The organism is Pseudomonas sp. B21-040 (assembly GCF_024748695.1).
GTDB lineage: Bacteria > Pseudomonadota > Gammaproteobacteria > Pseudomonadales > Pseudomonadaceae > Aquipseudomonas.
The window spans coordinates 4,348,958-4,370,173 of sequence record NZ_CP087176.1; the positions used below are offsets into that span (position 1 = coordinate 4,348,958).

19 protein-coding genes are annotated in these 21,216 nt (G+C 58.3%); 9 read left to right on the plus strand and 10 right to left on the minus strand.

Annotated features, from left to right (window positions below):
• Positions 1 to 52 precede the first annotated feature (52 nt).
• The 7 genes from cysG to LOY55_RS19950 form a co-directional block, all read right to left on the minus strand.
• Entirely contained in the window at positions 53 to 1,447 is a 1,395-nt protein-coding gene (gene cysG, locus LOY55_RS19920; RefSeq protein ID WP_109786594.1) for a siroheme synthase CysG, read from the minus strand.
• Positions 1,448 to 2,728, minus strand: a complete 1,281-nt coding sequence (serS, locus tag LOY55_RS19925) for a serine--tRNA ligase (protein ID WP_046032472.1) — start codon at positions 2,726 to 2,728, stop codon at positions 1,448 to 1,450.
• Positions 2,729 to 2,744: 16 nt separating this feature from the next.
• Entirely contained in the window at positions 2,745 to 3,119 is a 375-nt protein-coding gene (gene crcB, locus LOY55_RS19930) for a fluoride efflux transporter CrcB (RefSeq protein WP_046032473.1), read from the minus strand.
• Positions 3,119 to 4,441, minus strand: coding sequence for a replication-associated recombination protein A (locus LOY55_RS19935; protein WP_109786595.1), 1,323 nt, complete (start codon positions 4,439 to 4,441; stop codon positions 3,119 to 3,121). Before LOY55_RS19935 ends, crcB begins: the two co-directional genes overlap by 1 nt.
• A gap of 137 nt (positions 4,442 to 4,578) precedes the next feature.
• Complete coding sequence (gene lolA, locus LOY55_RS19940) at positions 4,579 to 5,202, minus strand: outer membrane lipoprotein chaperone LolA (RefSeq protein ID WP_223524422.1); 624 nt, start codon at positions 5,200 to 5,202, stop codon at positions 4,579 to 4,581.
• Between the two features lie 68 nt (positions 5,203 to 5,270).
• Positions 5,271 to 7,679, minus strand: a complete 2,409-nt coding sequence (locus LOY55_RS19945; protein ID WP_046032475.1) for a DNA translocase FtsK — start codon at positions 7,677 to 7,679, stop codon at positions 5,271 to 5,273.
• Positions 7,676 to 7,948, minus strand: a complete 273-nt coding sequence (locus LOY55_RS19950; RefSeq protein WP_223524419.1) for a hypothetical protein — start codon at positions 7,946 to 7,948, stop codon at positions 7,676 to 7,678. The genes LOY55_RS19945 and LOY55_RS19950 overlap by 4 nt, the downstream gene beginning before the upstream one ends.
• 38 nt (positions 7,949 to 7,986) lie before the next feature.
• Here LOY55_RS19950 and trxB point away from each other — a divergent pair, with 38 nt between their 5' ends.
• The 5 genes from trxB to LOY55_RS19975 all read left to right on the plus strand — a co-directional run bounded on the left by trxB (position 7,987) and on the right by LOY55_RS19975 (position 13,074).
• A complete protein-coding gene (trxB, locus tag LOY55_RS19955) occupies positions 7,987 to 8,946 on the plus strand; it encodes a thioredoxin-disulfide reductase (RefSeq protein WP_046032476.1) in 960 nt (319 codons plus the stop codon).
• Between the two features lie 64 nt (positions 8,947 to 9,010).
• Positions 9,011 to 9,691 (plus strand): leucyl/phenylalanyl-tRNA--protein transferase, encoded by a 681-nt coding sequence (gene aat / locus LOY55_RS19960; RefSeq protein ID WP_223524416.1) that lies wholly within the window; start codon positions 9,011 to 9,013, stop codon positions 9,689 to 9,691.
• Between the two features lie 57 nt (positions 9,692 to 9,748).
• The gene (locus tag LOY55_RS19965; protein ID WP_223524413.1) at positions 9,749 to 10,456 is read left to right on the plus strand and encodes an arginyltransferase; all 708 of its coding nucleotides are present in this window, start codon (positions 9,749 to 9,751) and stop codon (positions 10,454 to 10,456) included.
• 100 nt (positions 10,457 to 10,556) lie between these two features.
• Entirely contained in the window at positions 10,557 to 10,775 is a 219-nt protein-coding gene (gene infA / locus LOY55_RS19970; RefSeq protein ID WP_002553999.1) for a translation initiation factor IF-1, read from the plus strand.
• Positions 10,776 to 11,655: 880 nt separating this feature from the next.
• Positions 11,656 to 13,074 (plus strand): IS1182 family transposase, encoded by a 1,419-nt coding sequence (locus LOY55_RS19975; protein WP_223525272.1) that lies wholly within the window; start codon positions 11,656 to 11,658, stop codon positions 13,072 to 13,074.
• A 123-nt stretch (positions 13,075 to 13,197) separates the two neighbouring features.
• Here the strand turns inward: LOY55_RS19975 and clpA are convergent, their stop codons facing one another.
• Positions 13,198 to 15,468 carry an ATP-dependent Clp protease ATP-binding subunit ClpA gene (gene clpA, locus LOY55_RS19980; RefSeq protein ID WP_046032479.1) on the minus strand — a complete coding sequence of 757 codons (2,271 nt, stop codon included), beginning with the start codon at positions 15,466 to 15,468 and terminating at the stop codon, positions 13,198 to 13,200.
• A 30-nt stretch (positions 15,469 to 15,498) separates the two neighbouring features.
• A complete protein-coding gene (gene clpS, locus LOY55_RS19985; protein WP_046032480.1) occupies positions 15,499 to 15,861 on the minus strand; it encodes an ATP-dependent Clp protease adapter ClpS in 363 nt (120 codons plus the stop codon).
• Between the two features lie 267 nt (positions 15,862 to 16,128).
• Between clpS and cspD the strand changes: the two genes are divergently transcribed.
• Complete coding sequence (cspD, locus tag LOY55_RS19990) at positions 16,129 to 16,419, plus strand: cold shock domain-containing protein CspD (RefSeq protein WP_046032618.1); 291 nt, start codon at positions 16,129 to 16,131, stop codon at positions 16,417 to 16,419.
• An 80-nt stretch (positions 16,420 to 16,499) separates the two neighbouring features.
• Here cspD and icd read toward each other — a convergent pair whose 3' ends face one another.
• Positions 16,500 to 17,756 (minus strand): NADP-dependent isocitrate dehydrogenase, encoded by a 1,257-nt coding sequence (icd, locus tag LOY55_RS19995; protein WP_017339594.1) that lies wholly within the window; start codon positions 17,754 to 17,756, stop codon positions 16,500 to 16,502.
• Here icd and LOY55_RS20000 point away from each other — a divergent pair.
• The 3 genes from LOY55_RS20000 to LOY55_RS20010 all read left to right on the plus strand — a co-directional run bounded on the left by LOY55_RS20000 (position 17,755) and on the right by LOY55_RS20010 (position 21,159).
• Positions 17,755 to 17,982 carry a hypothetical protein gene (locus LOY55_RS20000; RefSeq protein ID WP_109786596.1) on the plus strand — a complete coding sequence of 76 codons (228 nt, stop codon included), beginning with the start codon at positions 17,755 to 17,757 and terminating at the stop codon, positions 17,980 to 17,982. The genes icd and LOY55_RS20000 overlap by 2 nt on opposite strands.
• 267 nt (positions 17,983 to 18,249) lie before the next feature.
• Positions 18,250 to 20,475, plus strand: coding sequence for an NADP-dependent isocitrate dehydrogenase (locus LOY55_RS20005; protein ID WP_109786597.1), 2,226 nt, complete (start codon positions 18,250 to 18,252; stop codon positions 20,473 to 20,475).
• A 237-nt stretch (positions 20,476 to 20,712) separates the two neighbouring features.
• Positions 20,713 to 21,159, plus strand: a complete 447-nt coding sequence (locus LOY55_RS20010; RefSeq protein ID WP_223522554.1) for an NUDIX hydrolase — start codon at positions 20,713 to 20,715, stop codon at positions 21,157 to 21,159.
• Positions 21,160 to 21,216: the final 57 nt, after the last annotated feature.

Here is a 21,216-nt window from a genome sequence, read left to right on the forward strand (position 1 = left end):
GTCAAGGGATTCATTCCCACGCAGAGCGTGGGAATGATCAGTTAGCCGGTTTCTAGACCTGCCCCTGAGCCCCTTCGAACCACGCCAGTTTCTCGCGCAGTTGCACCACTTCGCCCACGATCACCAGCGTCGGCGCATGCACTTCATGCTCCGCCACCAACTGTGGCAAATCCGCCAAGGTACCGGTGAATACACGCTGATTAACGGTGGTGCCCTGCTGGATCAACGCTGCCGGGGTGTCCGCCCCGCGACCGTGCTTGATCAATTGCTCGCAGATGATCGGCAAGCCCACCAGGCCCATGTAGAACACCAACGTCTGCGCCGGCGCGACCAGATCGGCCCACGGCAGATCGGTGGAACCGTCCTTCAAATGTCCGGTAACAAATCGCACGGACTGCGCGTAATCGCGGTGAGTCAACGGAATTCCGGCATAGGCCGCGCAACCGCTGGCCGCCGTGATACCCGGCACCACCTGGAACGGGATGCCCTGGGCCGCCAGCTCTTCGATCTCTTCACCGCCGCGACCGAAGATGAACGGATCACCGCCCTTCAACCGCACTACACGCTTGCCGGCCTTGGCCAGGACCACCAATTGCTGGTTGATCTGATCCTGCGGCACAGCGTGATCGGCGCGGCGCTTGCCGACGTAGACCCGCTCGGCGTCGCGGCGGCACAACTCCAGAATCGCCGGAGCCACCAGACGGTCGTACAGCACCACATCGGCTTGCTGCATCAGGCGCAGCGCCTTGAACGTCAGCAGATCGGGATCCCCCGGGCCTGCGCCCACCAGATATACCTCACCGGTGGTCACTGGCGCCTCGCCATCGACTTTCGCTTGCAGCAGACGCTTGGCTTCGGCGCCCTGTCCGGCTAGCTGGCGGTCGGCAATCGGCCCCTGGAATACGTCTTCCCAGAACGCGCGGCGCTGCTGCACATCCGGGAACAGTTTTTTCACCTGATGGCGAAAGCCAGCGGCCAGTCCGGCCAGATGACCATAAGTGGAAGGAATCCAGGTTTCGATCTTGGCGCGGATCAAGCGTGCCAACACCGGCGCATCGCCGCCGCTGGACACGGCAATAATCAAGGGGGAACGATCGACAATCGCCGGGAAAATCACGCTGCACAGCGCAGGTGCATCTACCACATTGACCGGCACACACCGCCGATGAGCATCGGCGGAGACTTGTGCGTTCAACGATTCGTCGTCGGTGGCGGCAATGATCAGCCCGCAACCGTCCAGATCCGCCTCGATGTAACCACGCAATAGGCACTCGCCACCGCTGCCGGCAACCAGTTCGCGCAGTTGCAGTTCGATTTCAGGTGCAACCACCCGCAGCAGCGCACCGGCATCGGCCAGCAGGCGGGATTTGCGCAAGGCAATTTCCCCCCCACCGACGACCAACACACGACTGCCGCGCAGGTTGTGAAACAGCGGCAGATAGTTCATTTAGCCGATGACCTCAATGCCACCCATGTATGGCTTCAGCACTTCTGGCACACGGATCGAACCGTCGGCCTGCTGATAGTTTTCCAGCACCGCGACCAGGGTACGACCGACTGCCAGGCCAGAACCGTTCAGGGTGTGAACCAGCTCAGGCTTGCCGGTTTCCGGGTTGCGGAAACGCGCTTGCATACGACGGGCCTGGAAGTCGCCGCAGTTGGAGCACGACGAAATCTCGCGGTATTTGTCCTGGCTCGGAATCCACACTTCCAGGTCGTAGGTCTTGACCGCGCTGAAGCCCATGTCGCCGGTGCACAGCGCCAGGGTCCGGTAAGGCAGTTCCAGCAGTTGCAGGACTTTCTCGGCGTTGGCGGTCAGGCCTTCCAGTGCTTCCATCGAGGTCGATGGCTCAACGACCTGGACCATTTCGACTTTGTCGAACTGGTGCTGACGGATCATGCCGCGCGTATCACGACCCGACGCACCGGCTTCACTGCGGAAGCATGGCGTGTGGGCAACGAATTTGATCGGCAGCAGTTTCGAATCGACGATTTCGCCGGCCACGATGTTGGTCAGCGACACTTCAGCAGTCGGGATCAGGTACAGATCGGCTTCGCCTTCGCGAGTGATCTTGAACAGGTCTTCTTCGAATTTCGGCAACTGACCGGTGCCTTGCAACGCCGGGGCCTGAACCAGATAAGGCGTGTAAGCCTCTTCGTAGCCGTGCTCGGTGACGTGCAGGTTGATCATGAACTGCGCCAGGGCGCGGTGCAGACGGGCAATCGGGCCACGCAACAGGGCGAAACGCGCACCCGACAGCTTGGCGGCGGTTTCGAAGTCCAGCCAGCCGAACTTTTCGCCCAGGGCGACGTGGTCCTGAACCGGGAAATCGAAGGCGGTCGGGGTGCCCCAGCGGCGCACTTCGACGTTGCCGTCTTCGTCATCGCCCACCGGCACCGATTCGTGCGGCAGGTTCGGGATGCCCAGCAGGATCGAATCCAGATCGGTCTGGATCGCGTCCAGCTCGACTTTACCAGCGCTCAATTCGTTCGCCATGCGCTCGACATCCGCCATCAACGGCGCGATGTCTTCACCGCGCTGCTTGGCCTGACCGATGGATTTGGAACGGGCATTACGTTCAGCCTGCAGTGCTTCGGTGCGGGTCTGGACGGTCTTGCGCTGTTCTTCCAGCGCTTCGATGCGCGCAACATCCAGCACAAAGCCACGGGATGCCAGGCGGTCCGCTACGTCCTGAAGGTTGCTACGTAACAGTTTGGAATCGAGCATGTCGGTTTCTCGTTTATCAAAGTTTGGTCAAGGACAGGCCGGCCCAGGTGGCAAGCAGCCCGCCGAATACGCTGAGCGTCGCATAGCCCAGGGCCAGCGGCACTTGCCCGCTTTCCAGCAAGCGCACCGTATCCAGTGAAAAGGATGAAAAAGTCGTCAGCCCTCCGAGGAAGCCGACGATCAACCCGGCACGCACCTCAAACGGCACCTCCGGGCGTATCAAAAACAGACCGTATAGAACGCCGATCAGCAAACAGCCCACGATATTAACGGCCAGCGTCGCGGTATAGAAGTGCCGCGGCCAATTAGCGTTGATCCAGTTGCCCGTGGCAAAGCGCAACAACGTACCGGCCATCCCGCCGACGGAAACCGCAACGATCACTGGAAGCACTATTTTCTCCGCTGCCGGGGGCTTAAACGATCGAGTTTGGCCAGGTGATTGAGCTTTTCACCAATCTTCAATTCCAGGCCACGCGGCACCGGCTGATAGAACGGAATCGGGTCCAGCTCTTCCGGGAAATAATCTTCGCCGGCGGCATAGGCGTCCGGTTCATCGTGGGCATAGCGGTATTCATCGCCATAACCCAACTGCTTCATCAGTTTGGTCGGCGCATTGCGCAGATGCAGCGGCACCTCCAGCGAGCCGTGTTCGGCGGCGGCGCGCAGTGCGGTCTTGAAGCCCATATACACCGCATTGCTTTTCGGCGCACAAGCCAGATAGGTGATGGCCTGGGCCACCGCCAGCTCGCCTTCGGGGCTGCCCAGACGTTCCTGCACTTCCCACGCCGCCAGGCACAGGCTCAGGGCGCGCGGGTCGGCGTTGCCAATATCTTCGCTGGCCATGCGCACCACACGCCGCGCCAGGTACAGCGGATCGCACCCGCCGTCGATCATCCGCGCGAACCAATACAGCGCGCCATCGGGGTTGGAACCCCGTACGGATTTATGCAGCGCCGAAATCTGGTCGTAGAACGCTTCGCCGCCCTTGTCGAAACGTCGACGGGTATCGCCGAGCAGACTTTGCAGCAGGTCGGTACCGATCTCGCTGTTGTCTTCGGCCAGGTCAGAGGCATTTTCCAACAGGTTGAGCAGCCGCCGGCCATCGCCATCGGCGGCAGACAACAGCATCTGGAAGCCTTCATCGCTGAGGCTCAGTTGCCGTTTGCCCAGACCACGCTCTTCAGTCAGTGCGCGTTGCACCAACTTGCGCAGGGCCGCTTCGTCGAGGCTTTTGAGCACATAGACGCGTGCCCGGGAGAGCAACGCGTTATTGAGTTCGAAAGAGGGGTTTTCGGTGGTCGCACCAATGAAAATCAACGTGCCGTCTTCAACGTACGGCAGGAATGCATCCTGCTGCGATTTGTTGAAGCGGTGCACCTCATCAACGAACAGGATGGTGCGCCGGCCGTACTGCCCGGCCTGTTGCTTGGCGATTTCCACCGCCTGACGGATTTCCTTGACGCCGGCCAGCACGGCCGAGACCGTTTCGAAGTGCGCATCCGAGACTTCCGCCAACAGCCGCGCCAGGGTGGTTTTGCCCACACCTGGCGGGCCCCAGAAAATCATCGAGTGCAGGGCTCCCTGCTCCAGGGCTTCGCGCAATGGCTTGCCGCGAGCGAGCAGGTGTTCCTGACCGACGTACTCGTCCAGATTGGCTGCTCGCAAGCGAGCGGCCAAGGGTTGAGCGATCGGGGCACTGCGAAACAGGTCCATGACGTACTGTTGAAACCTCTATTTTGCCGATCATTAACCCTGTAGGAGTGAGCCTGCTCGCGATTCGATGGGTCAGACAGTGAAGCGGTGACTGACCCATCGAATCGCGAGCAGGCTCGCTCCTACAGGTTAAGCGTTTATTCCTGGATTACATCGGCACCCTTGGGGATGTCGAACTTGAACTTGGACGCAGGAACCGCTTCGTTGGCCTTCACGCCGGTGAACAGGATATTGGTGCGCTGACCGACGCTGTCGATCATTTGCATGTCGTTGAGCAAACCATTGCGGAACGACAGGCGCAGGCTGTCGAACAAGGTGTCCTTGGTTTTCGGCTTCAAGGTGAAATCAATCACGCCGCCGGCTTCCTTGGCGCTGATCTCGAAGCTCTGGCTGATCTTCGACACATCACCGGACAGCAGCAGCGCCGGAGTCTGGGTCAGACGCATGTCGAGGGTCTTGATAGTGACCTGCTCCAGATCCGGGTCCCACAAGGTGACTTTTTTGCCATCGGAGACCATGGTCTGCTCGGCCGGCGCATTGGTGTGCCAGTAGAACAGGCCCGGACGCTGGAGGGTCATATCGCCGGTGGTTTCTTGCAGTTGGGTGCCACTGCCATCAAGCGTCAACTGGGAGAAGCGTGCGGTCAGGGTCTGGGATTTTTCCAGCAATTGAGTCAAACGCGCCACGTCTTTGTCATCGGCGTGGGCCGAGAGCGTGGTCAAAGCCAGTACCGGCAGCAACAGCATGCGGATAAGACGCATGGGAGTCCTCTTGATATTCGTGGGGGATGCGAGTGGCGCGTCACTGCGCCACCCTGCTTCAAATCAAATCAGTCGCGTACCGGGCCAGGCGCCAGGACTTCACGCGAACCGTTGGTGTTCATGGACGTCACGACCCCGGCCATTTCCATGGCTTCGATCATGCGTGCGGCGCGGTTGTAGCCAATTTTCAGTTTGCGCTGAACCGCAGAAATGGACGCACGACGGCTTTCCAGGACGAACTGCACTGCTTCGTCGTACAAGGCGTCGGCTTCAGGATCGTCGCCGTCGCCGCCACCGCTGCTGCCTTCGAAGCCACTGCCGGCCTCTTCGACACCGTTGAGGATGTCGTCGTTGTATTCAGGTGCACCGCGCAGCTTCCAGGCTTCCACGACGCGGTGAACTTCATCATCGGACACGAAGGCGCCGTGAACACGAATCGGCAGGCTGGTGCCAGGCGGCATATACAGCATGTCACCGTGACCCAGCAGTTGCTCGGCGCCACCCTGGTCGATGATGGTCCGGGAGTCGATCTTGCTCGACACCTGGAACGCCATGCGCGTGGGGATGTTGGCCTTGATCAGGCCGGTGATCACGTCAACCGACGGACGCTGGGTCGCGAGGATCAAGTGGATACCGGCGGCACGAGCCTTCTGGGCGATACGGGCGATCAGCTCTTCCACCTTCTTGCCGACGATCATCATCATGTCGGCAAATTCGTCGACGACCACGACGATGGTCGGCAGCTTGGTCAGCAGCGGGGCTTCGTCGTGAATGCTTTCGCGCTTGTACAGCGGATCGGTCAGCGGCGTGCCGGCGTCCTGGGCTTCCTTGACCTTGGCGTTGAAGCCGGACAGGTTACGCACGCCCATCTTCGCCATCAGTTTGTAGCGACGCTCCATCTCCGCCACGCTCCAGCGCAGGGCGTTGGCCGCGTCCTTCATGTCGGTCACGACCGGGCACAGCAAATGCGGAATGCCTTCGTAGATCGACAGTTCAAGCATTTTCGGGTCAATCATGATCAGCTTGGCGTCTTCCGGGCCAGACTTGAACAGGATCGACAGGATCATGGCGTTCACACCCACCGACTTACCGGAACCGGTGGTACCCGCCACCAGCAGGTGAGGCATTTTTGCCAGGTCAGTGATGACCGGCTTGCCACCGATGTCATGACCCAGAGCCAGGGTAACCGGCGATTTGAAGTTGTCGTACTCGGGAGTCGACAGTACTTCGGAAAAGCGCACGATCTGGCGGTCTTCATTGGGAATCTCGATACCGACGGTGGTCTTGCCGGGAATCACCTCAACCACACGCACGCTGGTCACGGCCAGGGAACGCGCCAGGTCTTTCGCCAGGTTGGAAATGCGGCTGACTTTCACACCGGCGGCCGGTTGAATTTCGTAACGGGTAATCACCGGGCCCGGGTGAATCGAATCCACCGTGACTTCGACGCCGAACTCCTTGAGCTTGATTTCCAGCAAATGGCCAACCGCGGCCAGGGATTCGGGCGAGTAATTGAGTTGTTTTTTTTCTGCGGGGTCGAGAATCGAGATCGGCGGCAAGGTGCCTTCCACCGCACTGTCGACGAACAATGGGGCCTGTTTCTCTTTTTCCACACGCTTGCTCGGTGCCACCGGCTTCGGCGGGGCTGGCGCGATGACGGGTGGTACCTGCTTTTCGCGTTCCGACATGTGCTTGCTCAGGGCCTGCTCACGTTCGATCAGGCGCTCCTTGACCTTGGCCTGCTCGCGCTTGTCGGTGACGGTCGGCGCGACCACGTCATGGACGCGATCATCAACTTCACGCAGCTGCGCAACCAGTTGCTTGCGCTCGGTACGAGCCGCCCACCAGCGATTGGCCGCGCCCTGGAACAGCTCGAACAGGTCGAGGGTAATCTTGCCGGTGACGTCCATCACCTTGAACCACGACAGGTCGGTGAACACCGTCAGGCCGAACAGGAACAGCGCGATGAACAGCAGTGTGCTGCCCTGGATATTCAGCGCATTCCTGGCCAGATCGCCGAGGCTTTCGCCCAAAGCACCGCCAGCGCCCGCCGGCAGACCGGTGGCAGCGTGAAAATGGATGTGCGCCAACGCCGCGCCGGACAGCACCAGGAACACCAGGCCGATCAGGCGCCAGGAGAACAGCCAGCCACTCCATTGCCACGGCTCGTGACGCTGACGGAAGATCTGATACACCTTGACCGCCAGCAGCAACGGGAAAATGTAGGCGAAGTAACCCAGCACCATGAACAGGATGTCGGCGCTGTAGGAACCAGCCGGCCCCCCGAAGTTCTGCACGTCATCAATCTTGCTGTTATGGCTCCAGCCCGGATCGTCCTTGCCGTAGGTCAGCAAGGCCATCATCAGGAACAGGCACAAGGCACCGATGGCGATCAATGCACCTTCCTTGAGCCGGTAGTGCAAATGCTGGCGCCAGAGTGGAACGACTGTTTTGGGTGCTGCGGTGGATTTCTTCAAAACGCTACTTTTCCTGCGCCTGGGGCGCGTCCATCTGTTGAAAGACTATAAAAAACTGCCCAATCCAGGCAGGTAAAAAAGTTAACAGGCGCAACTGGGACTACTTTTAACACTGCACCCCGTCTTTTATAAACACGGCGCGCACTGCTTATTTTGTTACAACCCTCTATACAGGCAGGCATTGTACGGGTTTGTTCGTCCGATGCCATGCTTGTGGCGCTAGGTGTAGCATAGTCAAAAGCACCATGATATGCGTTCAATTTGAGCATGCATTCTCTTTTGTGACAAAGGCTTATGAGGTGTTTTTATGAGCGAAGCGAAGCATTCACGCCTGATCATTCTGGGTTCCGGCCCTGCCGGTTACAGCGCAGCCGTTTATGCCGCCCGCGCCAACCTCAAACCCGTTGTCATTACCGGCATACAGGCCGGTGGCCAGCTCACCACCACCGTCGAAGTCGACAACTGGCCCGGCGATGCCGAAGGACTCACCGGCCCGGTATTGATGGAGCGCATGCAACGCCACGCCGAACGCTTTGACACAGAGATCGTTTACGACCACATCCATACCGCCAAGTTGCAACAACGCCCCTTCGAACTGATCGGCGACGGCGGCACCTACACCTGCGACGCACTGATAATCGCCACTGGCGCTTCGGCGCAATACCTGGGACTGCCCTCGGAAGAGACATTTGCCGGCAAAGGGGTTTCAGCCTGCGCCACGTGCGACGGTTTCTTCTATCGCAATCAGGTGGTCGCAGTGGTCGGCGGCGGCAATACCGCTGTCGAGGAAGCCTTGTATCTGTCGAACATCGCCAAGGAAGTCCATTTGATTCACCGTCGCGATAAGTTGCGCTCGGAAAAGATCCTGCAGGACAAACTGTTCGAAAAAGCCGCCAACGGCAACATTCGCCTGCATTGGAACCAGCATCTGGATGAAGTGTTGGGTGACGCCAGCGGAGTGACCGGCGCCCGACTGCGCGACAGCCTCACTGGCGAAACCCGTGAATTGGCGCTGGCCGGCGTATTCATTGCCATCGGCCACAAACCCAATACCGATCTGTTTATCGATCAGTTGCCCATGCGCGACGGTTATCTGCGGGTCAGGAGCGGCAACGACGGCGACGCCACCGCCACCGAAATCCCCGGCGTGTTTGCCGCCGGCGATGTCGCCGATCACGTTTACCGCCAAGCCGTCACATCGGCCGGGGCTGGCTGCATGGCCGCGCTGGATGCCGAGAAATACCTCGACGACATTCCCGCCGTTTAACGGCACACTTTAAGGCGGGCCTAGCAGCCCGCCACCGCCCTCCCCTTCTGCAAGCCCGGATGCCATGCTGACTTGGTTACAACGCAATACCCTGACCTTCCCCCCGCTGGAAAAAGCCATGCGCGACCCCAACGGGCTGCTGGCGGCGGGTGGCGATCTGTCTGCCGATCGTCTGATTCAAGCCTATCGCCACGGTTGTTTTCCGTGGTTTTCCGAGGGCCAGCCCATTCTCTGGTGGTCGCCAGATCCACGCACCGTGCTGTTTCCCGACGAACTGCATGTTTCCCGCAGCCTGGCCAAATTTCTGCGTCAACAGCGCTATACCGTGACCTTCGATCAGGATTTCACCGCCGTCATCCGCGCGTGCGCCGCACCGCGTGATTACGCCGACGGCACCTGGATCACCCAAGCCATGCAGGACGCTTACACTGAACTGCACAGGCGTGGCCATGCCCATTCGGTGGAAGTCTGGGATCAGGACGAGCTGGTCGGCGGACTCTACGGCCTGGCGATGGGACAGCTGTTCTTCGGCGAGTCCATGTTCAGCCGAGCCGATAACGCCTCGAAATTTGGTTTTGCGACGCTCGTACGGCACCTGAAAGACTCGGGGTTTGTGCTGATCGACTGCCAGATGCCGACCGACCATCTGCACAGCCTTGGCGCCCGGGCGATTCCTCGCCGTGAATTTGCCGGCTATCTGGCGCAACACCTGGATCAACCCAACCGCGCCACATGGGTTTCCTGAGCGGCTTTTGCGCGTGTGGCTTACACTTAATTCACAAGCTTATTCCGAGGGTTGATCATGACCGAGTTGGCGCGTTTGAAGTTTTATGCCACTCAGCCCCACTCTTGCAGCTATCTGCCAGATGAACAGGCCACGACCCTGTTTCTCGACCCTAGCCAGCCCATGGACGTGCATGTCTACGCAGATTTGTCTGAAATGGGTTTTCGGCGCAGCGGCGATCATCTCTACCGGCCTCATTGCCAAAACTGCAATGCGTGCGTGCCGGCGCGCATCCCCGTGGCGCAATTCACCCCCAACCGCCAACAGAAACGTATCTTCAAACGCAACGCCGACCTGCAGGTCCGCCCCGCCAAGGCACAGTTCAGCGAAGAGTATTTCGACCTCTATCAGCGCTACATCGAACAGCGTCACGCCGACGGCGATATGTACCCGCCGAGTCGCGATCAGTTTTCGACCTTCCTGGTTCGCGACCTGCCGTTCTCGCGCTTCTATGAGTTTCGCCTTGAAGGCCGACTGCTCGCGGTAGCCGTCACCGATTTACTGCCCAACGGTCTGTCGGCGGTTTATACCTTTTACGAACCCGATGCAGAACGCCGTAGCCTGGGGCGATACGCGATCCTCTGGCAGATTGCCGAGACCCGACGCCTCGGACTGGAAGCCGTCTACCTCGGCTACTGGATCAAAAACTGCAAAAAAATGAGCTACAAGACCCAATATCGCCCAATCGAGCTACTGATTAATCAACGCTGGGTCATCCTGAACTAGAACCCCTTGGCTTAAACCCCATTTTTCGGGCACAATGCACGCCGCTTTTGCCTGGCGCAGTTGCACCGGGCCATTCATTGGACACCGAGGGCTTTACTGCATGTCGAAAGAAGACAGCTTCGAAATGGAAGGCACTGTCGTCGACACCCTGCCCAACACCATGTTTCGTGTGGAGTTGGAAAATGGGCACGTCGTAACCGCGCATATCTCCGGCAAGATGCGCAAGAACTACATTCGTATTCTTACCGGCGACAAAGTGCGCGTCGAGCTGACGCCCTATGACTTGAGCAAAGGGCGCATCACTTACCGCGCTCGCTAATCAAGTCAATACAAAACGCCCGGCTCTGCCGGGCGTTTTTGTTTGCCTGCGATTTGGTGGGGTTTTGGGTTTTGGGTTTTGGGTGTATATCCGTTGCTGCGGTGATGGCTGATTATGGTTTCGCTCTTACAGCGAGTCCCTTTTTCAAACGCCAAAAAGGAACCAAAAGGCTTTGCCCCGGCGTACGGCACTTCGCTAAAGCTCAGTGTTCCCTCGCTACGGTATCCATCAGGGGACATCGCCTACGGTCTGCTTCGCTACGACCTCCTCTCGATGTGTGCGGCTTCGCCGCACGGCGCTACGCGCCTAATCCCCTGATGAACACCTACGCTCGGCCTGCCGAAGGGGCAAAAGATCAAAATCAAGATCAACGTCAAAAACCAAAGTCAAAGCAAGATCAAAGATCGCAACCTTCGTCAGCTCCTACATGGAGTTCACGCACACCCGCAAGAGGCCGGCTATCAGGCCGCCTCGGCTGATTTTGATCTGCCCGCCCCTTCGGGAGGCTGAGTGGAGGTATTCATCTGGGGATTGGCGCGCAGCGCCGTTCGACGCAGTCGAACACATTGCATGTAGGTCGTAGCGAAGCAGACCGGAGGGCAATGCCCCAAGATGGATACCGGAGCGAAGGAACGCCGAGCCCAAGCGAGGGGCCGGACGCTCGGGGCGAGCGTTTTTTTGCTTACTTTTTTTAGGCGCTTGTAAAAAAAGTGAGTCGCCGTAAGGGCGAAACCCTAAGCAGCCGTTACCGCAGCAACGGATATACACCAAATCTAATAGACAACAAAAAGGCGCCCGAACAGACTGTGTGAAAACCTAGCAATCTGCGCAAAGCTCAAAGAAAATGCTCCGTATCGAAAGATACGGAGCATTTTTCGTTATGGCTTACATCCAAGGTGAGTCCCGTAGCCAGACCAGTCTGTTCCCGGTCTCGCTGGAAGAACTGATCCCCGAGGATCATCTCGTTCGGGTTATTGACCTGTACGTCGCCAAGCTGGATCTGGTGCAACTGGGCTTTGATAAAGCGCTGCCCAAAAGCACAGGTCGTCCTTCTTATGATCCTGCCGATCAGCTCAAGCTCTACCTCTATGGCTATTTTCAGCGGATTCGCTCATCGCGGCGTCTCGAAGCCGAGTGCCAGCGCAACATCGAAGTGATGTGGCTGATCAACCGGCTTAAGCCCGACTTCAAGACCATCGCCGACTTTCGCAAAAACAACAAATCCGCCTTTGTGGCGACGTGCGGTGCCTTCGTCCGGTTTTGCCGCATGGCCGGTCTGATCGCAGGAGACTTGGTGGCCATCGACGGCAGCAAGTTTCAGGCAGTCGCTTCCTCGCGGCGCCATATGAACCTCAAGCAACTCAAGCGTCAGGAAGAAAAACTGGATAAGCGCATCGCTCAGTATCTGGCCGAACTGGATGAGGCTGACAGGCTCGATGCGGGAGAGGTGATTGATCGCGGCGCGATCAAAACAGCACTGGTGCAGCTTAAAGTTCGCCAGCAGGACAATCAGAGCTGCCAAGCGCTGATGAACTCGATGGGCCTGGAGCAGTTCAACACCCACGAAAGCGATGCCCGAATGATGCGCACGCCCAAGGGGCCGCGTGTGTCCTATAACGTGCAGAGCGCCGTGGATGCCAAGCATTGCCTGATTCTGCATCATGAGGTTACCCAGGATGGCGACGACCGCAAGCAACTCGAACCAATGGCTAAAGCCGCCAAAGAACAGCTGGAACAAGATGCCCTGACCGTGACTGCCGATGCCGGCTACTCCAACGGCCAGCAGTTTCAGGCCTGCGAGGAGGCTGCGATTACCGTTTATGTGCCGCCCAACCGCTCGGTCAATCCTGGTGGTGAGGACTTTTTTGAGCGCAAAGACTTTATCTACGAAGCCGAACACGATCGTTATCAGTGCCCGGCAGGCAAGTGGTTAACGCTCAAACAGCGCCACAAGGGCGATCGGATCTATCAGGCAGATGTCAGCGACTGCGCCGCCTGCCCGCTCAAATCCCAATGCACTGGCGCTCAGCGCCGCTACGTCTCACGCCACGCCCATGAAGAAGCCTTTGAGCGAATGGAGCAACGAATGCTGGCCCATCCGCAGATGATGGCCAACCGAAGATCCATTGTTGAGCACCCCTTCGGCAACCTGAAGCAATGGCTGTTTGGCAATGCTCGCTTCCTGTTGCGTCAACTGGAGGGCGCGAGAGCGGAAATGGCCTTGGCAGTGAGTGCCTACAACCTAAAACGCGCAATTAGTGTGCTCGGGGCCCGCCAATTGATGGCGTTAATGGGCTGAAAGGCTTTTTTCGCCTGTCGCCCGCACCAAAACAAACGCCCCGAACAAGTCGGGGCGTTTGTTGGGCCGGCCTTCAGCGCGTTTTCACACAGTCTGCGAAGGCGCCTTTTCGCTTTACAGCCGTCAGGCCATTTCAGCCGTGGTCTCGAACTCGAAGGTCAGCTCGCCGTCCTTCAGGTCGATGTGCACCACGCCACCATGGTCGGCCAGTTCGCCAAAGAGGATCTCTTCGGCCAGCGGACGCTTGATCTTGTCCTGGATCAAACGCGCCATTGGTCGAGCGCCCATTGCCGTGTCGTAACCACCTGCTGCCAGCCAACTGCGCGCGGCGTCCGTTACTTCCAGCTGCACGCGCTTGTCTTCCAGCTGCGCCTGAAGCTCGGTAAGGAACTTGTCCACCACGCTCTTGATGACCTCGTGACTGAGGCGACCAAACTGGATAATGGTGTCCAGACGGTTGCGGAACTCCGGCGTGAAGCTTTTCTTGATCACTTCCATCGCATCGGACGAGTGGTCCTGGTGCGTGAAACCAATCGAAGCACGCGCAGCTGTTTCGGCACCGGCGTTGGTCGTCATGATGACGATCACGTTACGGAAATCCGCCTTGCGCCCGTTGTTATCGGTCAGCGTACCGTGGTCCATGACCTGCAGCAGCAGGTTGAAGACTTCCGGGTGCGCCTTCTCGATTTCATCGAGCAACAGCACGCAGTGAGGCTGCTTGGTGATGGCTTCGGTCAGCAGGCCGCCCTGATCGAACCCGACATAACCCGGAGGTGCACCGATCAGACGCGATACGGTGTGGCGCTCCATGTACTCGGACATGTCGAAACGAACCAGCTCGATGCCCAACGCCTTGGCCAACTGACGCGCCGCTTCGGTTTTACCGACACCGGTCGGCCCTGCGAACAGGAACGAACCGACAGGCTTGTCAGGCGACTTGAGGCCGGCACGGGACAGTTTGATCGCCGTCGACAACGAATCGATGGCGGCATCCTGGCCAAATACGGTCAGCTTCAGGTCACGCTCAAGGTTACGCAGCAGCTCTTTGTCGGAGCTGGTGACGTGCTTAGGCGGAATCCGCGCGATTTTCGCAACGATGTCCTCGACCTGAGGCACCTCGATGCGCTTCACACGTTTCTCGATCGGTTGCAGACGCTGATAGGCGCCCGCCTCGTCGATCACGTCAATGGCCTTGTCCGGCATGTGACGGTCATTGATATAGCGCGAAGCCAGTTCAGCCGCCGCACGCAGCGCTTCATCACTGTATTCGATGTTGTGGTGTGCCTCGAAACGGCCTTTCAGGCCGCGCAGGATGCCAATGGTGTCTTCCACCGAAGGCTCCGACACATCGACTTTCTGGAAGCGCCGGGCCAAGGCACGGTCCTTCTCGAAAATCCCGCGAAATTCCTGGAACGTAGTCGAACCGATGCAACGGATATCACCCGAGGACAGCAGCGGCTTGAGCAGGTTCGAGGCATCCATGACGCCACCGGACGCGGCACCTGCACCGATGATGGTGTGGATTTCGTCGATGAACAGGATCGCCTGCGGACGTTTTTTCAGTTCATTGAGCAGCGCCTTGAAGCGCTTCTCGAAATCGCCACGGTATTTAGTCCCGGCCAGCAAGGCGCCCAAGTCGAGGGAATACACCACGCTGTTGGCCAGAAGGTCCGGCACCTGGTTGTCGACAATGCGCTTGGCCAGGCCTTCGGCAATCGCGGTTTTACCCACGCCCGCCTCGCCCACCAACAGCGGATTGTTTTTGCGACGACGCGCCAGAATCTGAGCAACGCGCTCGACTTCCAGCTCACGACCTACCAATGGATCAATTCGACCCTGGCGCGCAAGTTCATTGAGATTGCTGGCATAAGCATCCAGCGGATTGCCTGAAGAAGAAGACTCACCGCCCTCGTCGTCCTGCATATCTTGCTCACCTTCAGAGTGATCGCCATGCCCCGGCACTTTGGAAATGCCATGAGCGATGTAGTTGACGACATCAATGCGCGCTACGCTCTGCTGTTTCAGCAGAAACACCGCCTGACTCTCTTGCTCACTGAAGATCGCGACCAGCACGTTGGCGCCAGTCACTTCACGCTTGCCCGAGCTCTGTACGTGGAACACAGCACGCTGCAGTACACGCTGGAAGCCCAGGGTTGGCTGGGTTTCACGATCCTCGTCATGCACGGGGATCAAAGGCGTGGTGGAGTCAATGAACTCCTGCAGGTCATGCTTGAGTTTGTCGAGGTTTGCGCCGCAGGCACGCAAAACGGTGGCGGCAGCCTCATTGTCCAATAGGGCCAGCAGGAGATGTTCGACGGTCATGAACTCATGACGCTTCGAACGAGCCTCCTTGAAGGCAAGATTGAGGGTGACTTCGAGCTCGCGGTTTAACATAGCTTCACCTCATACCCAAGTGGTCGGCGATTAACCGTCCTTCTCGATTTCACAGAGTAGCGGATGCTGGCTTTCCCTGGCGTACTGGTTGACCTGCATGGCCTTTGTCTCGGCGATGTCGCGGGTAAACACTCCACATACTGCCCGTCCTTCTGTATGGACGGCCAGCATGACCTTGGTCGCCAGCTCGCGATTCAGGTTAAAAAACACCTCGAGCACTTCGACGACGAAATCCATCGGCGTGTAGTCATCGTTGAACAAAACCACCTTGTACATCGGCGGCGCCTGTAACGCAGGCTTTGCCTCCTGAACAGCAATACCCGCTGAATCGTCGTCGTGTGAATCAGGGCGATCCTGATTGAATGTTAGTCGAATCTGGCTGATTGCATGCATGGAAAGAAAGGTTCGTCAGTTGTGCGAATACAGTGGTGGGGGCGGCTATGGACGATTTCAACACCGACCGCCCGGTCACCTTGACTATCGGGAAAACGGTGTTACAACCAATAGAGCCCACAGTGGGTAAAAAAGGTCCGCGGAGTCAATCTTAATTCCAAGATTAGACTGCGGATGTACTGGATGATACTCCAGTGATGGAGTCTGTTGCAGAGGGAGTTGGGTATGTCAGGTGTCAAGGGTCATGAGCCGGTTGCTAAAGGCACTATAGAAAACAAGGGTGACAAGCCAGCAGCCAAAGGCACTGTAAAAGGCAAGGTCAAATGGTTCAACAATGCCAAGGGTTATGGCTTCATCAATAAGGATGGTGATAGCGAAGACCTCTTCGCCCATTATTCAGCCATCAAGATGGACGGATATAAAACCCTGAAAGCCGGGCAAGCTGTCGTATTCGATATCATCCAGGGCCCCAAAGGCCTGCACGCGATCAACATCGGCAACCCCGTGGATGTCTTGAATACCGACGCGCCTGCAGTGCAACAGACCGTGACAGCCTAAGACCGCAGCGTCATCCAGTCATAAAAAAACCGCCCGACTCAATCACTTGAATCAGGCGGTTTTTGTGTGCCTGCGTTTTCTTACATATGCGAGATCAGCGCATCGCCAAACCCGGAAGACGAAACCAGCTTCGCGCCTTCCATCAGACGTTCGAAGTCATAGGTCACGGTCTTGGCGGAAATCGCGCCGTTGGTGCCCTTGATGATCAGATCAGCCGCTTCGGTCCAGCCCATGTGACGCAGCATCATTTCAGCCGACAGGATCAGCGAACCCGGGTTGACCTGGTCCTTGCCAGCGTACTTCGGCGCAGTACCGTGGGTCGCTTCGAACATGGCAATGGTGTCGGACAGGTTGGCACCCGGTGCGATACCGATGCCGCCCACTTCCGCCGCCAGGGCGTCGGAGAGGTAGTCGCCGTTCAGGTTCAGGGTCGCGATCACATCGTATTCGGCAGGGCGCAGCAGGATCTGCTGCAGCATGGCGTCAGCGATGGCGTCCTTGACGATGACGTTCTTGCCGGTTTTCGGGTTCTTGAACTGCATCCACGGACCGCCATCGAGCAGGGTCGCACCGAACTCTTCAGCCGCCACTTCGTAGGCCCATTCCTTGAAAGCACCTTCGGTGAACTTCATGATGTTGCCTTTGTGCACGATGGTCAGCGAGTCGCGGTCGTTGTCGACCACATACTGCAGAGCCTTGCGTGCCAGACGCTTGGTGCCTTGCAGCGAAACCGGCTTGATGCCGATACCGCAGTTTTCGTCGAAGCGGATCTTGGTGACGCCCATTTCATCTTTAAGGAACTTGATGACTTTGGTCGCTTCCGGCGAACCGGCTTTCCACTCGATACCGGCGTAAATGTCTTCCGAGTTCTCACGGAAGATCGTCATGTCGACATCGCCTGGCTTCTTGACCGGGCTTGGCACGCCTTCGAACCAGCGCACCGGGCGCAGGCAGACATACAGGTCGAGTTGTTGGCGCAGCGCCACGTTCAGCGAGCGGATGCCGCCGCCGACCGGAGTGGTCAGGGGGCCTTTGATGGAAACTACATAATCCTTGACCGCGTCCAGGGTTTCCTGGGGCAGCCAGGTGTCCTGATCGTAAACCTGAGTCGCTTTCTCCCCGGCGTAGACTTCCATCCAGGAAATTTTGCGCTCGCCGCCGTAAGCCTTCTTAACAGCAGCATCGACAACCTTGATCATGACCGGGCTGATATCAACACCAATACCATCGCCTTCAATGAAGGGGATGATCGGGTTGTTAGGAACATTGAGAGAATGGTCCGCGTTGACGGTGATTTTGTCGCCGACTGCTGGAACCTGAATCTTCTTGTATCCCATGCTGAACTCCATTGTTTGGATTGAACATCTGGCTTCGTTCGAGCGTAACCCAGTTAAATCGGCGCGCAAACCCTATGTTCCATCCATCTGCCGCAAAGCTGCATTACTTGCGAGCTACAAGCCTGAAAGCAAAGGGAAAAGCGCCAAACTCAAGCACGCCGAACGACTCTACGCCGCCCTCGCCCCTGCGACCTTTAGACCAATGGACGAGAATCGTTACTCATGAACCATCGGCAGATTGCCAGCTACCTATGTATAATGCCGCCGCTGACCAAAGGGTCACGACGACTGAGGGGCTCTATGACGAGACTTTCAGCCCGATAAGCCGGTCTGTTACCGCAGCCCGAACGCTTGACGCCCTACTGATGCACCCAACATCACAGCAACGAAACCTCGATATTCGGCTCATGGATGACTTTGAACGAACGCGCTTACCCGGCGCACCTCGAGTTTCTGCGCACGCTTTAGCAAAGAAGAGAGAGTTAATCCGAATATGCCCACCCGCTCGAAGATCATCTATACCTTCACCGACGAAGCCCCAGCCCTCGCCACCTATTCACTGTTGCCTATCGTAGAGGCCTTCACCGCCTCGGCTGATATCGCCGTTGAAACCCGCGATATCTCTCTTGCAGGACGCATTCTGGCCAGCTTCCCCGAGCAACTGGGTGACAAAGCCGTAGCCGACCACCTCGCCGAACTGGGCGACCTGGCCGTTACGCCTGAAGCCAACATCATCAAGCTGCCGAACATCAGTGCTTCCGTTCCTCAGCTGCAAGCAGCGATCAAGGAACTGCAAGCCCAGGGCTTCGCGCTTCCTGACTACCCGGAAACCGTGACCAGCGACGCCGACAAGCTCGCCAAGTCGCGCTACGACAAGATCAAGGGCAGCGCCGTGAACCCGGTTCTGCGCGAAGGCAACTCGGATCGCCGCGCACCACTGTCGGTCAAGAACTACGCTCGCAAGCACCCGCACAAAATGGGTGCCTGGGCTAAAGACTCCAAGTCTCACGTCGCGCACATGAGCACCGGCGATTTCTACGGCAGCGAAAAAGCCGCCCTGATCGATGCCGCTGACGCTGTAAAAATCGAGCTGATCGCTCAAGACGGCACCACCACCGTCCTGAAAGAAAAAACCACCGTACAAGCCGGTGAGATCCTCGATTGCGCAGTCATGAGCAAAAACGCTCTGCGCAGCTTCATTGCCGCCGAGATCGAAAGCGCCAAGCAACAAGGCGTGCTGCTGTCGGTTCACCTCAAAGCCACCATGATGAAGGTCTCCGACCCGATCATGTTCGGCCAGATCGTTGCCGAGTTCTATAAAGACGCACTGGCCAAGCACGCTGACGTGCTGGCACAGATCGGCTTCAACCTGAACAACGGCATTGGCGACCTGTACGCTCGCATCAAGGCCCTGCCGGCCGAGCAGCAAGCTCAGATCGAAGCTGACATTCAAGCGGTCTATGCCGTTCGTCCATCGTTGGCCATGGTCAACTCCGACAAAGGCATCACCAACCTGCACGTGCCGAGCGACGTGATCGTCGACGCCTCGATGCCGGCGATGATCCGTGACTCCGGCAAAATGTGGGGCACTGACGGCCAGCTGCACGACACCAAGGCTGTGATCCCGGATCGCTGCTACGCGACCATCTACCAGGCCGTCATCGAAGACTGCAAGGTAAACGGCGCTTTCGACCCAACCACCATGGGCAGCGTGCCAAACGTTGGCCTGATGGCGAAGAAAGCCGAAGAGTACGGCTCGCACGACAAGACCTTCCAGATCAAGGCCAACGGCGTTGTCCGCGTCACCGACGGCAAAGGCGCCCTGCTGCTGGAGCAATCGGTTGAAGCCGGCGACATCTTCCGCATGTGCCAGACCAAAGACGCGCCGATCCAGGACTGGGTCAAACTGGCCGTCAACCGCGCTCGCGCAAGCAGCACGCCAGCGATCTTCTGGCTGGACCCAATGCGCGCCCACGACGGCGTGATGATCGAGAAAGTTCAGGCCTACCTGAAGGATCACGACACTGCCGGTCTGGACATCCAGATCATGTCGCCGGTCGACGCAATGAAGTTCACCCTGCAGCGCACCCGCGAAGGCAAGGACACCATCTCGGTGACCGGCAACGTATTGCGCGACTACCTGACTGACCTGTTCCCGATCATGGAACTGGGCACCAGCGCCAAGATGCTGTCGATCGTTCCACTGATGAACGGTGGCGGTCTGTTCGAAACCGGCGCCGGTGGTTCGGCTCCGAAGCACGTTCAGCAGTTGCTGGAAGAAAACTTCCTGCGCTGGGATTCCCTGGGCGAGTTCCTGGCCCTGGCCGCATCCCTTGAGCACCTGGGTGTGACCTACAACAACCCTAAGGCGCTGGTTCTGGCCAAGACCCTGGACCAGGCCACCGGCCAGTTCCTGGACAACAACAAGTCGCCATCGCGCAAAGTCGGCAACATCGACAACCGCGGCAGCCACTTCTACCTGGCGCTGTACTGGGCTCAAGCCCTGACCGCCCAGACTGAAGACGCTGCACTGCAATCGCAGTTTGCGACCCTGGCCAAAACCCTGACCGAGAACGAAGCAACCATCGTTGCCGAACTCAACGCCGTTCAGGGCAAGCCAGTGGACATCGGCGGTTACTACCACGCCGACGCCGAGCTGATCAGCAAGGCCATGCGCCCGAGCGCAACCTTCAACGCGGCGGTTGCTGCGCTGGTTTAAGGTTGTAAGGGAACATCACAAACCCCGGCCCTGTGCCGGGGTTTGTGTTTCTGACATCACCACTTCTGTAGCAGCTGCCGAGCCCGCGAGGCTGCGTTTGGCTGCGAAGCGGCCACAAATCAGGCAATGTAGTGCTCCATGCCCCACCCGGCATGACTTCTTGCGATTGCTGCGCAGTCGAACGCAGCCTCGCAAGCTCGGCAGCTGCTACCCCCTACAAAAAACCGAGGTATTTTCATGGACTGGAAACCCCACATCACCGTCGCCACGATCGTCGAGGATAACGGCCGCTTCCTGATGGTCGAGGAACACAAAGCCGGTCGCAACGTGCTGAACCAGCCCGCTGGCCACCTCGACCCGGACGAAACCCTGACAGAAGCCGCCATCCGCGAAACCCTCGAAGAAACCGGCTGGGACGTCGAGCCGACCGGCGTCGTCGGCATTTATCTCTATACCGCCCCCAGCAATGGCGTGACTTACCAGCGAGTCTGCTTCATTGCAAAACCGCTCAAGCACCACCCGGACTATCAATTGGACGACGGCATCGTCGGCGCCAAGTGGCTGACGCGTGACGAATTGCTGGAACAGCGCGCAAACTGGCGCAGTGAGCTGATCATCCGCTGTATCGATGATTATCTGGACGGCAATCACTTCAGTCTCGAACTGATCCGCCCTTCTCTTTAGCCTTGCGGGCTCCGGCCTGTTAGAATCGCGTCCTTTTTCAAGACACTCATTGAATCC